A 12,453-nucleotide genomic window follows, 5' to 3' on the forward strand; every position below is an offset into this window, starting at 1 on the left:
GCGACAGGGGCCGGAAGGTCGGGGCGCGGGGACTGCCCGGCCCCAGGTGCGCACCGGCGCATCCCCCCTAGTGTTCCCGCTCATGGAGAACCATCAGAACGCACGGCAGCGGGAGTCGCGCGTCGCCCAGGGCTGGCCGCTGTCCGGCCGGCGACTGCTGACGCGCCGCGAGGTGTCGGCCGACGGTCGCGCCGTGTTCGGCGCGAACGACCCCAAGTGGGAGGGCTTCTACCGGGACCGCTGGGCGCACGACAAGGTGGTGCGTTCCACCCACGGCGTGAACTGCACGGGGTCCTGCTCGTGGATGGTGTACGTCAAGGACGGCATCATCACCTGGGAGCACCAGGCCACCGACTACCCGTCGATCGGCACGGACTGCCCCGAGTACGAACCGCGCGGCTGCCCGCGGGGGGCGTCGTTCTCCTGGTACACGTACTCGCCCAGCCGGGTCCGCTACCCCTATGTGCGCGGCGAGTTGCTCAAGCTGTGGCGTGAGGCGCGGCGGCGCCTCGGCGACCCGGTGGCCGCCTGGGCCGAGATCACCGGCGACCCGGCCAAGGCCCGCGCCTACAAGCGGGCCCGGGGCAAGGGCGGCCTGGTGCGGGCGGACTGGGACGAGGTGACCGAGCTGATCGCCGCGGCGCACGTGCACACCATCAAGGCGTACGGCCCGGACCGGGTGGCGGGCTTCTCGCCGATACCCGCGATGTCCATGGCCTCCTTCGCCGCCGGCGCCCGGTTCATGTCGCTGATCGGCGGCACGCTGCTCTCCTTCTACGACTGGTACGCCGACCTGCCGGTCGCGTCGCCGCAGGTCTTCGGCGACCAGACCGACGTACCGGAGGCGGCCGACTGGTGGAACACGGGCTATCTGGTGATGTGGGGCTCCAACATCCCCGTCACCCGCACACCCGACGCGCACTTCCTGACCGAGACCCGCTACAACGGCACCAAGGTCGTCGCGGTCAGCCCCGACTACGCGGACAACGTCAAGTTCGCCGACGAGTGGCTGGCGCCGCACCCGGGCACGGACGGCGCGCTGGCCATGGCCATGGGGCACGTGATCCTGCGGGAGTTCCTGGTCGACCGTGAAGTGCCGTACTTCCGGGACTACTTGAGGACATTCACCGACGCGCCGTTCCTGGTGACCCTGCGCGAGAAGGACGGCGGCTTCGTGCCGGACGGGTTCCTGACCGCCGCCGACCTCGGGGACACCGGCGAGCACGCCGGCTTCAAGACCGTCCTGCTGGACAGCGCGACCGGCGAGCCGGTGGTGCCGAACGGCTCCCTCGGCTTCCGCTGGGGCCAGGAGGGCGAGGGCCGCTGGAACCTCGACCTGGGCGATACCGTGCCCGAGCTGAGCCTTCTGGAGCGCGCCGGGGAAGCGGTCGCCGTGTCCCTGCCGCGCTTCGACGAGGGCGCCACCGAGGGCGGCTCGGCCATGGTGCGCGGCGTTCCGGTGCTGCGCGTCGGCGGCCGCACGGTCACCACCGTCTTCGACCTGATGCTCGCCCAGTACGGGGTGGCCCGGCCCGGCCTTCCGGGCACCTGGCCGTCCTCCTACGAGGACGCCGCCCAGCCGTACACCCCGGCCTGGCAGGAGACGATCACGTCGGTGCCGGCCGGGCAGGCGGCCCGGATCGCCCGGGAGTTCGCGCGCAACGCCGAACGCACCCAAGGCCGTTCCATGATCGCGATGGGCGCGGGCACCAACCACTGGTTCCACTCCGACACCATCTACCGGGCCTTCCTGGCGCTGACCACGATGACCGGCTGCCAGGGCGTCAACGGCGGCGGCTGGGCGCACTACGTGGGCCAGGAGAAGGTCCGCCCGGTCACCGGGCTGCAGCACCTCGCCTTCGCCTTCGACTGGCAGCGGCCCACCCGGCACATGGCGGGCACCTCGTACTGGTACCTCAACACCGACCAGTGGCGTTACGAGGCGTTCGGGCCCGACGAACTGGCCTCCCCGCTCGGCAACGGCCGGTTCAAGGGCAAGGCGTTCGCCGACTGTCTGGCGCAGGCCGTCCGGCTGGGCTGGACCCCCGGCCACCCCGGCTTCAACCGGAATCCGCTCGACCTGGCGGACGAGGCCGCGGCGGCCGGCCGGCCCGTGGCGGAGTACGTCGTCGACGAACTGAAGGCGGGACGGCTGCGGTTCGCCGCCGAGGACCCCGACGACCCGGCCAACTTCCCGCGGGTGCTGACCGTGTGGCGGGCCAATCTGCTCGGCTCCTCCGGCAAGGGCAACGAGTACTTCCTGCGCCATCTGCTGGGCACCGACAGCGCCGTACGCAGTCAGGAGACACCGCCCGAGGCTCGGCCCGCGGAGGTGGAGTGGCACGAGGAGGCGCCCGAGGGCAAGCTCGACCTGATGGTCGCCGTGGACTTCCGGATGACCTCCACCGGCCTGCTGGCCGACGTGGTGCTGCCGGCCGCCACCTGGTACGAGAAGGACGACCTGTCCAGCACGGACATGCACCCGTTCGTGCACGCCTTCACCCCGGCGATCGCCCCGCCCTGGCAGGCCCGCACCGACTACGACACGTTCCTGACGATCGCCGACCGGTTCACCGAACTCGCGGCCGGGCACCTCGGCACCCGCACCGACGTCCTCGCGGTGCCGCTGCAGCACGACACCCCCGACGAACTCGCCCAGCCGGGCGGCACCGTACGGGACTGGAAGACGGGCGAGTGCGAGCCCGTTCCGGGCCGCACCATGCCGAAGCTGGTCACCGTCGAACGGGACTACGCGTCCGTCGCGCAGAAGATGCGTGCCGTCGGCCCGCTGCTTGACACCCTGGGCACCACCACCAAGGGCGTCACCGTGCGTCCGGACCGTGAGATCGAGGACCTGCGGCGGCGCTGCGGCACCGTACGCGACGGGGTGGCCGCCGGACGGCCCTCGCTCGCCACGGCCTCCGACATGTGCGAGGCCATCCTCGCCCTGTCCGGCACCACCAACGGCCGCCTGGCCACGGAGGGTTTCCGTGAGCTGGAGCGGCGCACGGGCAGCGAGGGCCTGGTGGAACTGGCGGCCGAACGGGAGGCGGAGCGCATCACCTTCGCGGACACCCGCACCCAGCCCCGAGCGGTCATCACCTCCTACGAGTGGTCGGGGTCGGAGGCGGGCGGGCGCCGCTACTCGGCGTTCGTCATCAACGTCGAGCACCGCAAGCCCTGGCACACGCTCACCGGCCGCCAGCACTTCTTCGTCCAGCATGACTGGATGGCCGAGCTGGGTGAGCAACTCCCGGTGTTCCGGCCACCGTTGGACGCCCGGCGGCACTACGGCGACGAGCACCTGAGGGACGGCGGAGCCGAGGTGACGGTCCGTTACCTCACACCGCACTCCAAGTGGTCCATCCACTCCGAGTACCAGGACAACGCGTACATGCTGGCCCTCTCCCGCGGCGGCCCGGTGATCTGGATGTCCACCGCGGACGCCGAGAAGATCGGGGTGAAGGACAACGAGTGGGTCGAGGCGTACAACCGCAACGGCGTGGTGGCGGCCCGCGCCGTGGTCACGCACCGGATGCCCGAGGGCACGGTGTACATGTACCACGCCAAGGACCGCACGGTGAACGTCCCCAAGACCGAGGTCAGCGGCAGGCGCGGCGGCATCCACAACTCCCTGACCAGGCTGCTGCTCAAGCCGAGCCATCTGGCCGGCGGCTACGCCCAGTTCACCTACGCGTTCAACTACTACGGCCCCACCGGCAACCAGCGCGACGAGGTCACGGTCATCCGCCGCCGCAGCCAGGAAGTGGAGTACTGATATGCGCGTCTTGGCGCAGGTCGCGATGGTGATGAACCTCGACAAGTGCATCGGGTGTCACACCTGCTCGGTCACCTGCAAGCAGACCTGGACCAACCGCACCGGCGTCGAGTACGCCTGGTTCAACAACGTCGAGACCAAGCCCGGCGTCGGCTACCCGCGCCGCTACGAGGACCAGGAGCAGTGGAAGGGCGGCTGGATGCTCGACAAGCGCGGGCGCCTGGTCCTGCGCTCCGGCGGTCGGGTCAAGCGGCTGCTGTCCCTGTTCGCCAACCCCGACCTGCCCGCCATCGAGGACTACTACGAGCCGGTCACCTACGACTACGACAACCTCGTGAACGCCCCGGCCGGGCAGGACGTCCCGGTGGCCCGCCCCCGCTCCGTGCTGACCGGCAGGCCCACCGCCATCACCTGGGGCGCCAACTGGGAGGACAGCCTCGGGGGCGCGCCCGAGCACGCGGGGGCCGACCCCAACCTCACCGGCCCGTGGGCGGAGAAGGTGAAGTTCTCCTTCGAGCAGACCTTCCTGTTCCACCTGCCGCGGCTGTGCGAGCACTGCCTCAACCCGGCCTGCGTCTCCGCCTGCCCCTCGGGCGCGATGTACAAGCGGGTCGAGGACGGGATCGTGCTGGTCGACCAGGACCGCTGCCGCGGCTGGCGGATGTGCGTGACGGCGTGCCCGTACAAGAAGGTGTACGTCAACCACGCCACCGGCAAGGCCGAGAAGTGCACGTTCTGCTTCCCGCGCATCGAGGCCGGCCAGCCCACCGTGTGCTCCGAGACCTGCGTCGGGCGGCTGCGCTACCTCGGTCTGCTGCTGTACGACGCCGACCGCGTGGGTGAGGCGGCCGCGACCCCCGACGAGCAGGACCTGCTGGACGCCCAGCGCGACGTCTTCCTCGATCCCTCCGATCCCGCCGTGATCGCCGCGGCCCGTGCCTCGGGCATCCCGCAGGACTGGCTGGAGGCGGCCCGCCGCTCCCCGGTGTACGACCTGGTCAAGAAGTACCGGGTCGCGCTGCCGCTCCACCCGGAGTACCGCACCCTGCCCATGGTCTGGTACGTCCCCCCGCTCTCCCCGGTCCTGGACGCCGTGGGCGAGGCGGGCGGCGACGCGGACGACCCCGACCACGTCTTCGCCGCCGTCACCCGGCTGCGCATCCCGATGGAGTACCTGGCCGGCCTGTTCACCGCCGGGGACACCGACGTGGTCGCGGGGGTGCTGATGAAGCTCACGGCCCTCCGCTCGTACATGCGTGAGCGCATCCTCGGCGAGGAGGGCGACGAGACCGCGCTCAAGGCCGTCGGCCTCACCGCGCGCGAGGCGGAGGACCTGCACCGGCTCCTCGCCGTCGCCAAGTACGCGGACCGCTACGTCGTTCCGGCCGCGCACAAGGAGGACGCCGCCGCCCTGACCGCCCTGGAGAACCGCTGCCCGGTCGAGTCCTCCGGCGACGCGCCCGGCACTCCGGGCCGCCGCGTGATGCTCGGCATCCCCACCCTGCGCCGCACGTCCGAGGGAGGCTCCGCATGAGCCCGCTGCCCGCCACCGTTCCCGCCATCGTCCGCACCCGTCTGCGCGCGGCCGTGCGCCGTCGTGCCGCATCGGACCCGGTGGAGGGAGAGCGGCGCAGCATGCTGCTGCGGCTGATGTCGCTGCTGCTGCAGTACCCCGACGCCGAGCTGGCGGCCGCCCGTCCCACGGTGACCGCCGCGGTGCGGGCACTGCCCCCGTCCCCCGCCGCGACCGAACTGGCGGCCTTCACCGCCTGGTTCACCGCCCAGTCCCCCGACGCGCTGGAACGGCACTACGTCGAGATGTTCGACCTGCGCCGCAAGAGCAGCCTCTACCTCACGTACTACCTGCACGGCGACACCCGCCGCAGAGGCATGGCCCTCCTCGCCCTGGCCCAGTCCTACCGGGCGGCGGGCTGGGAGACGGACGGCGGGGAACTGCCCGACCACCTCCCGGTCGTCCTGGAGTTCGCCGCGCTGTGCGGGCCGGGCGCGGGCGAGGCCCCCCTGCACCGGCACCGGCGCGGCCTCCGGTTGATCCACCGGGCGCTTCAGGACGCGGAGTCGCCCTACCGGCATGTCCTGGCCGCCCTGCTGGCCCTGCTGCCCCCGCCCACCGAGGCGGATCTGACGGCGGTGGCCCAACTGGCCGCCGAGGGCCCGCCGGGCGAGGAGGTCGGCGTCGACCCGTACACCGGCGGGCTGTTCGCCCCGCCGGGCGCCTTCGTCCCGCCCGAGCAGGCACCGCCGACCCTTGCACCCCCTTCCCCGACGACATCCGCGGACGGTCACCGATGAACGCTTCCGGAGCCGACCTCCTCCTGTGGGTCGCCTTCCCCTACATCTGCCTGGCCGTGTTCGTCGTGGGGCACGTCTGGCGCTACCGCCACGACCAGTTCGGCTGGAGCTCGCACACCAGCCAGCTGCTGGAGCACCGCTGGCTGCGCTGGGGCAACCCGCTGTTCCACCTGGGCGCGTTCATGGTGATCGGCGGGCATGTGGTGGGGCTCGCCGTGCCCGCCTCGTGGACCGAGGCCGCCGGCATCAGCGAGCACGCCTACCACACCACCGCGGTCTGGGCCGGCTCGGTCGCGGGCGCCGCCATGCTCACCGGTCTTGGCATGCTCAGCGCCCGGCGCCTGCTGACCCGGCGGATCCGCCTGGGCACCGACCGCAGCGACAAGGTCCTCTTCCCCCTGCTGGCGGCGGCGGTGCTGCTCGGCATCAGCGCCACGGCCGCGCACAATGTGTTCGGCGGCGGTTACGACTACCGCGCCACCGTCTCCGTCTGGTTCCGGGGCGTCTTCACGCTCCAGCCGCAGCCCGAGGCGATCGCCGGTGCCCCGCTGCTGTTCCGGTTGCACGCGCTGACCGCCTGCCTGCTCTTCGCGGCCTGGCCGTTCACCCGCCTCGTCCATGTGTGGAGCGTCCCCGTCGGCTATCTCGTCCGCCCGTACCTCGTCTACCGCCGTCGGGCGGTCCCGGCGGCGCGCGGCGCCTCGGCGGCCGAGCCGCCGGCCCGGCAGTCCGTGTGAGCACCGGACCGGACGTCCGCCGCGCCGCTCTGCCGGCTCACGGCCGCGGGCCGGTGGCGCGCAGCAGCAGCACGGCGATGTCGTCGGTGTGCCATCCGGTCGGCCGGGTGCGGTGGACCAGGCCGTCGATGAGGTGCTCCAGGTCCTGGTCGTCGGCGTCGGCCAGATGCCGGACGAGGCCGTCGATGGTCCGTGCGACATCCCTGCCGGGGACCTCCACGAGGCCGTCGGTGTAGAGGGTCAGGATCGCGTCCGGGGGCAGGGAGGCGGCGGTCAGGGGATAGCGGACCTGGGGCTCGACGCCCAGCAGCGGCCCGGGATCGACGCCGAGGACACGGGCGTGGTGGCGGGCCAGGCGCAGCAGTGGCGGGACATGGCCCGCGCTGGCGAGGGTGATCGTGTGCCGAACCAGGTCGAGCTGGGCGTACAGGCAGGAGACGAGCAGCTCGGACTCCAGGTCGGCCAGGAGCCGGTTGGTGCAGGCCAGGACCTGGTCCGGGCTCGCGCCCGCGGTGGCGTGGGCGTGGATGGCGGTGCGGACCTGGCCCATCAGGGCGGCCGCGGCGATGATCCGGACGCTGATGCCGCAGGAGCCGGGATAGAGCTCGAAGAGCAGCCAGTGGTCGGGCGGGCGCAGCGCGGTGAAGGACTGTGGGGTGCGGCTGACGACCGCCGTGCGGTAGCGGTGCTCGCAGGCCGGCTCGTCCAGCCAGTGCAGCGCCTGCCAGGGCCGGGTGCCGAGCAGCCGGTCGGCGTCGAGGCCCAGCAGGCGGGCGGCGGTCGCGGTGACGAAGGTCGTCCTGCCCTCCAGGTCGAGGGCCAGGCCGCCTTCGGGGAGGCGTTCGGCGTAGTCGGCGGCGACCAGTTCCGTCTGGACGGGATGGCGTGAGGTGGCGACGGGGACGACGCACGGCTGGTCGGGGAGGGCGGGCGGGCGGGGGGCGTCGTCCAGCAGCCGGGCCAGGCGGCGGGCGCTGGAGGTCATGTGGCTGCGCTCGCGGGGTGCGGCCTCCCGCGGGTGATCGGCGGGCCACAGCAGGACGATGCCGCCCCACAGGCGGCGGACCCCGCGCAGCGGTACGGCGCCGAGGACGAACCGGTAGGGGATGACCGCGGAGGCGCGCGGATAGCGCCGGGCCATGTCGTCCTGGCTGCCGACCCAGACGAGCCGGTCCTCGCGGACGGCGTCGGCGACCGGTCCGGAGGCGGCGAGCGGCAGGCGCCGCCACGGGACGGAGAGGTGGACGGGCAGACCGCACAGCGCCACCAGGCGCAGCGCCGGCTCTGTCTCCTCGACCAGGTACAGGCCGCCGGCGGAGGCACCGATACCGCGCACGGTGTCGGCCAGAGCGGCCCCGAGGCCGTCCGGCAGCGACCAGGGGGCGCCGGAGGGCTGATCCGTCCCGGACATGTCCTCCTCCCGAAAGCCCCGCGTGATGCACATCACCACTTATTCGGACGTTACGCCCGATAAGGCGCCCCCTGATACACCATTTGAGCAAAACAGGCACTCCGCCCTCGCAGGCATGCGGAATTGCAAAATTTCGCAATTGGTTAGATGCTTTGTTCGCTGTGCCCGCAGGTAGCCGCGGGCACAGCATTCGCGCTGCTCCCCGCTGCCCCGCCGCCCGGAGCCGGGTCCCGAAGGGAAGTCGAGGATCGTGTCCGTTCCGCTGTACCAGGCCAAGGCCGAGTTCTTCCGGATGCTGGGGCATCCGGTACGGATCCGGGTGCTGGAACTCCTGCAGGACGGGCCCATGCCGGTGCGGGATCTGCTGGCCGCCATCGAGGTGGAGCCGTCGGCCCTGTCCCAGCAACTGGCGGTGCTGCGCCGCTCCGGGATCGTCACCTCCACCCGGGAGGGCTCCACGGTGGTCTACCAGCCCGCCGGAGGGGACGTCACGGATCTGATGAAGGCCGCCCGCCGGATCCTCACCGAGATGCTGGCCGGGCAGAACGAACTGCTGGCCGAGCTGCGGGAAGCCGAGGTCGCCGCGCGATGACCTCGGGGACCAGCCGGGCCCTTGCCCGGATCGCATCGCTGCTGCCCGGCCGCTCCGATCTCACCGAGATGCGCCGCGACCCGCGCCGGAACCTGCTCGCGGGCCTCACGGTGGCGATCGTCGCGCTGCCGCTCGCCCTCGGCTTCGGTGTCTCCTCCGGGCTGGGCGCGGAGGCGGGCCTGGCGACTGCGGTGGTCGCGGGCGCGCTCGCCGCTCTGTTCGGCGGCTCGAATCTGCAGGTGTCGGGGCCCACCGGTGCCATGACGGTGGTCCTGGTGCCGATCGTCGGGCGGTACGGGCCCGGCGGAGTGCTGACCGTCGGACTGATGGCCGGTGTCATCCTCGTCGCGCTCGCCGTGCTGCGGGCGGGCAAGTACATGCAGTACGTGCCCGCGCCCGTCGTGGAGGGCTTCACGCTCGGTATCGCCTGTGTGATCGGGCTGCAGCAGCTGCCGAACGCGCTGGGTGTGCCCAAGCCCGAGGGCGACCGGGTCCTGGTGGTGACCTGGCGGGCCGTGCAGGAGTTCGCCACGTCCCCCAACTGGACGGCGCTCGGCCTCGCGGTGGCGGTGGCCGCCGTCATGCTGATCGGGGCCCGGTGGCGGCCGACGATCCCGTTCTCCGTCCTCGCCGTGATCGCGGCGACGGCCGTGGCTCAGGTCGCCGGCCTGCACGCGGCGAAACCGATCGGCACCCTGCCGTCGGGGCTGCCCGCCCCCTCGCTGTCCTTCCTCGACCCCGGATCGCTGGGAACCCTGCTCGCACCCGCGGTCGCCGTCGCCGCGCTGGCCGCGCTGGAGTCGCTGCTGTCGGCGTCGGTCGCCGACGGCATGACGGTGGGCCAGAAGCACGACCCGGACCGCGAGCTGCTCGGCCAAGGGGTGGCCAACATCGCCGCGCCGCTGTTCGGCGGCGTGCCCGCGACCGGTGCCATAGCGCGGACCGCGGTCAACGTCCGCACCGGCGCCGACTCCCGGCTCGCGGCCCTCGTCCACGCCGCGGTCCTCGCCGTGATCGTCTTCGCGGCCGCACCGCTGGTGTCCAGGATCCCGCTCGCCGCGCTGGCGGGTGTGCTGCTCGCCACCGCCATCCGCATGGTCGAGGTCGGCTCGCTCAGGGCCATGGCCAGGGCCACCCGTTCGGACGCGCTCATCCTCGTCCTGACCGCGGCCGCGACCCTGGCCCTCGACCTGGTCTACGCCGTGATCATCGGTCTCGTCGTCGCCGGCGCCCTCGCCCTGCGCGCCATGGCCAAGCAGGTCCGGGTCGAACAGGTCCCGCTCGACCGCGGGGACCACAGCGCCGAGGAGCACGCACTGCTGGCCGAGCACATCGTCGCCTACCGCGTCGACGGTCCGCTGTTCTTCGCCGCCGCCCACCGCTTCCTCCTCGAACTGACCGAGGTGGCCGACGTCCGCGTGGTGATCCTCCGCATGTCGCGGGTGTCGACGATGGACGCCACGGGGGCGCTGGTCCTCAAGGACGCGATCGAGAAGCTCGGCCGGCGCGGCATCGCCGTCATGGCCTCCGGCATACGTCCCGGCCAGCGCCAGGCCCTCGACTCCGTCGGCGCTCTCGACCTGCTACGCCGCGAGGGCCGGGAGTACGCCACCACGCCCGAGGCGATCCGCGGCGCGCGGGAGTACCTCGAATACGCCGGGGTGCTGCCCACCGCCGTGCCGAAGCCCGCGAAGAACAGCAGGACCAGCGAGGAAGCCGTCCTATGAGCCCGTCCGCCACCGCCGTGCACATGGTCGAGCTGTCCGGGGCGGAAGCCCTGTGGATGCTGGAAGGCAGGGGCCTGGGGCGACTGGTGTACGTGCAGCACGACTCGGCCGTCATCCGGCCCGCCCGGCATGTGTGGGAGTTCGGCCGCCTGGTCGTCCGCGCCCCCGCACCCGCCGCGGTCGTGCCGGCCTCGGCGACGTACCACGTGGACGAGGTCCGTGCCGCGACCGGCACCGGCTGGACCGTCGCCGCCTCCGGCCCGGTGCAGGTCGTCGACGATCCCGACGAGGCGGCCCACTACCGGCGCACGCTGCCCGGCTGGAGCCACGGCCCCCATGACACCCTGCTGTACCTGCGCCCCAAGATCGTGCGCGGCTACCGTCTCGCCGGCCCGGAGGCGTGATGCAGGTACGCCTCGAGGCACTCCCCCATCGGCACGTGCTCACCCTGCCCAGCGAACCGTCCGCCGTCCGCCTGGCCCGGGAGACGGCGGAGATGGCCCTCATGGAGTGGGGGATCGGACTGCGCCACCCCGCGGTGGACCCGGCACTGCTGATCCTCGGCGAACTGGTCACCAACAGCGTCCGGCACGCCGCGGCGGCCTCCCCCCAGGTCACGATCGTCTACGCGGCGAGCGAGGACTGCCTCGCCCTCGCCGTCCACGACCGCCACCCCTACCAGCCGCCGTTGTACGGACCGGCCCTCGGCAGCGGGACGAGCGGGCTGGGCATCGTCATGGAGCTCACCCTCGGCCTCGGCGGCACCGCGGTCGTCCGGGCGGATGCCGACGGCCGGGGCAAGAGCATCTGGATCACCCTGCCCCTGTGACGGACAAGGAAGTTCACATGACCATCGAGTGGCGCTACACGGTCGAGGAGAACCTCGGCGTCCTCTCCGTCGCCGGGTACCTGGGCCCCGAGGCCGTGCACCGGTTCACCGGCGCCGTCGGCTGGGTGCTGGCCCGCGGCACCAGCCCGGTCGTCGTCGACCTGACCGAGCTGCGCAGCTGGTCCGCGGAGGGGCAGCTCGCCATCGTCGAGGCGGCGCGACGGCTCGCCGCGGGCGGCCGGAGCCTGGAGCTGGCCGCCATCCCCGCCGACGGCTCCCTCGTGCCCGACGGGGACTGCCCGCCCATTCCGGTCCACCCCGACCTGGCCACCGCGCGCGCCGCGCACCGCGCGGGCGACGACGGGCAGGCGGAGGGCCGTCACGAGTGGCGCACCACCGGGTGGCCCGACGACGAGCGGCCGGACAACGCGTCCTGAGGCCGTAGCCGACCGTCCCGTTGCCCGGTGTCCGGACGCGGATTCGGTCCTGTCCGCGGCGCACGCGAGGATGGACCGCATGTTGTCGACGAGTGGGTGGATGCGATGCATGGAGGTCCGGCCGGTGGGGCCGTGCTGGTGCGCCGGGAAGGGGACGGCGCGATGAGCACGCCGCTGTACCAGCTCAAGGCCGAGTTCTTCAAGACGCTGGGTCACCCGGCGCGCATCCGGGTCCTGGAACTGCTGAGCGAACGCGAGCACGCGGTCGCCGAGATGCTGCCCGAGGTGGGCATCGAGCCCGCGCACCTCTCCCAGCAGCTCGCGGTGCTGCGGCGGGCGAACCTGGTGGTCACCCGCAAGGAGGGGTCGACCGTGTACTACTCGCTGACCAGCCCGTACGTCGCAGAGCTGCTCCGGGTCGCCCGCACGATCCTGTCGGGTGTCCTGGCGGGACAGGCCGAACTGCTCGCCGATCTCCGGGCCGCCCAGGGCGAACAGAGACCTCCGTCGTAGCGGCGCCCCTGGACCGGCGGCCGTCCCCGAGCCGGGCGCCGCTCCGCGCACGGGCCGACGGCGCCCCGAACTGACAGTCCCCGGGACGGCACCCGACATGACGTGCGGCGCACGGC

11 protein-coding genes are annotated in these 12,453 nt (G+C 72.7%); 10 read left to right on the top strand and 1 reads right to left on the bottom strand.

From position 1 onward, the window contains the following. The first annotated feature begins 82 nt into the window (after nucleotides 1–82). The 4 genes from ACZ79I_RS03650 to narI are packed head-to-tail and all read left to right on the top strand — an operon-like array spanning nucleotide 83 to nucleotide 6,828. A complete protein-coding gene (locus ACZ79I_RS03650; RefSeq protein ID WP_471494000.1) occupies nucleotides 83–3,778 on the top strand; it encodes a nitrate reductase subunit alpha in 3,696 nt (1,231 codons plus the stop codon). 1 nt (nucleotide 3,779) lies between these two features. Beyond that, nucleotides 3,780–5,312: a nitrate reductase subunit beta gene (narH, locus tag ACZ79I_RS03655; RefSeq protein WP_471494002.1), complete on the top strand. Its 1,533-nt coding sequence runs from the start codon at nucleotides 3,780–3,782 to the stop codon at nucleotides 5,310–5,312. Continuing rightward, a complete protein-coding gene (gene narJ / locus ACZ79I_RS03660) occupies nucleotides 5,309–6,091 on the top strand; it encodes a nitrate reductase molybdenum cofactor assembly chaperone (RefSeq protein WP_471494003.1) in 783 nt (260 codons plus the stop codon). The genes narH and narJ overlap by 4 nt, the downstream gene beginning before the upstream one ends. Further along, a complete protein-coding gene (gene narI / locus ACZ79I_RS03665; RefSeq protein WP_471494005.1) occupies nucleotides 6,088–6,828 on the top strand; it encodes a respiratory nitrate reductase subunit gamma in 741 nt (246 codons plus the stop codon). Before narJ ends, narI begins: the two co-directional genes overlap by 4 nt. 37 nt (nucleotides 6,829–6,865) lie before the next feature. Here the strand turns inward: narI and ACZ79I_RS03670 are convergent, their stop codons facing one another. Continuing rightward, nucleotides 6,866–8,239 (bottom strand): SpoIIE family protein phosphatase, encoded by a 1,374-nt coding sequence (locus ACZ79I_RS03670; RefSeq protein WP_471494007.1) that lies wholly within the window; start codon nucleotides 8,237–8,239, stop codon nucleotides 6,866–6,868. A 250-nt stretch (nucleotides 8,240–8,489) separates the two neighbouring features. Here ACZ79I_RS03670 and ACZ79I_RS03675 point away from each other — a divergent pair, with 250 nt between their 5' ends. The 6 genes from ACZ79I_RS03675 (at nucleotide 8,490) to ACZ79I_RS03700 (ending at nucleotide 12,337) form a co-directional block, all read left to right on the top strand. Continuing rightward, the gene (locus tag ACZ79I_RS03675) at nucleotides 8,490–8,831 is read left to right on the top strand and encodes an ArsR/SmtB family transcription factor (protein WP_471494009.1); all 342 of its coding nucleotides are present in this window, start codon (nucleotides 8,490–8,492) and stop codon (nucleotides 8,829–8,831) included. Further along, nucleotides 8,828–10,558 (top strand): SulP family inorganic anion transporter, encoded by a 1,731-nt coding sequence (locus ACZ79I_RS03680; RefSeq protein ID WP_471494011.1) that lies wholly within the window; start codon nucleotides 8,828–8,830, stop codon nucleotides 10,556–10,558. Before ACZ79I_RS03675 ends, ACZ79I_RS03680 begins: the two co-directional genes overlap by 4 nt. After that, nucleotides 10,555–10,962 (top strand): pyridoxamine 5'-phosphate oxidase family protein, encoded by a 408-nt coding sequence (locus ACZ79I_RS03685; RefSeq protein WP_471494013.1) that lies wholly within the window; start codon nucleotides 10,555–10,557, stop codon nucleotides 10,960–10,962. Before ACZ79I_RS03680 ends, ACZ79I_RS03685 begins: the two co-directional genes overlap by 4 nt. Next, a complete protein-coding gene (locus tag ACZ79I_RS03690) occupies nucleotides 10,962–11,387 on the top strand; it encodes an ATP-binding protein (RefSeq protein ID WP_471494014.1) in 426 nt (141 codons plus the stop codon). The genes ACZ79I_RS03685 and ACZ79I_RS03690 overlap by 1 nt, the downstream gene beginning before the upstream one ends. A gap of 17 nt (nucleotides 11,388–11,404) precedes the next feature. Further along, a complete protein-coding gene (locus tag ACZ79I_RS03695; RefSeq protein WP_471494015.1) occupies nucleotides 11,405–11,824 on the top strand; it encodes an STAS domain-containing protein in 420 nt (139 codons plus the stop codon). A gap of 162 nt (nucleotides 11,825–11,986) precedes the next feature. Beyond that, nucleotides 11,987–12,337, top strand: coding sequence for an ArsR/SmtB family transcription factor (locus ACZ79I_RS03700; RefSeq protein WP_471494017.1), 351 nt, complete (start codon nucleotides 11,987–11,989; stop codon nucleotides 12,335–12,337). The last annotated feature ends 116 nt before the right edge of the window (nucleotides 12,338–12,453 follow it).

Source organism: Streptomyces sp. PSU-S4-23 (assembly GCF_055632315.1).

Excerpts from the sequence above, each read along its gene's own strand:
- narJ (WP_471494003.1), top strand. The coding sequence starts at position 5,309 with ATGAGCCCGCTGCCCGCCACCGTTCCCGCCATCGTCCGCACCCGTCTG.
- ACZ79I_RS03650 (WP_471494000.1), top strand. The coding sequence starts at position 83 with ATGGAGAACCATCAGAACGCACGGCAGCGGGAGTCGCGCGTCGCCCAG.
- ACZ79I_RS03700 (WP_471494017.1), top strand. The coding sequence starts at position 11,987 with ATGAGCACGCCGCTGTACCAGCTCAAGGCCGAGTTCTTCAAGACGCTG.
- narI (WP_471494005.1), top strand. The coding sequence starts at position 6,088 with ATGAACGCTTCCGGAGCCGACCTCCTCCTGTGGGTCGCCTTCCCCTAC.
- ACZ79I_RS03685 (WP_471494013.1), top strand. The coding sequence starts at position 10,555 with ATGAGCCCGTCCGCCACCGCCGTGCACATGGTCGAGCTGTCCGGGGCG.
- narH (WP_471494002.1), top strand. The coding sequence starts at position 3,780 with ATGCGCGTCTTGGCGCAGGTCGCGATGGTGATGAACCTCGACAAGTGC.
- ACZ79I_RS03690 (WP_471494014.1), top strand. The coding sequence starts at position 10,962 with ATGCAGGTACGCCTCGAGGCACTCCCCCATCGGCACGTGCTCACCCTG.
- ACZ79I_RS03695 (WP_471494015.1), top strand. The coding sequence starts at position 11,405 with ATGACCATCGAGTGGCGCTACACGGTCGAGGAGAACCTCGGCGTCCTC.
- ACZ79I_RS03670 (WP_471494007.1), bottom strand. The coding sequence starts at position 8,239 with ATGTCCGGGACGGATCAGCCCTCCGGCGCCCCCTGGTCGCTGCCGGAC.
- ACZ79I_RS03680 (WP_471494011.1), top strand. The coding sequence starts at position 8,828 with ATGACCTCGGGGACCAGCCGGGCCCTTGCCCGGATCGCATCGCTGCTG.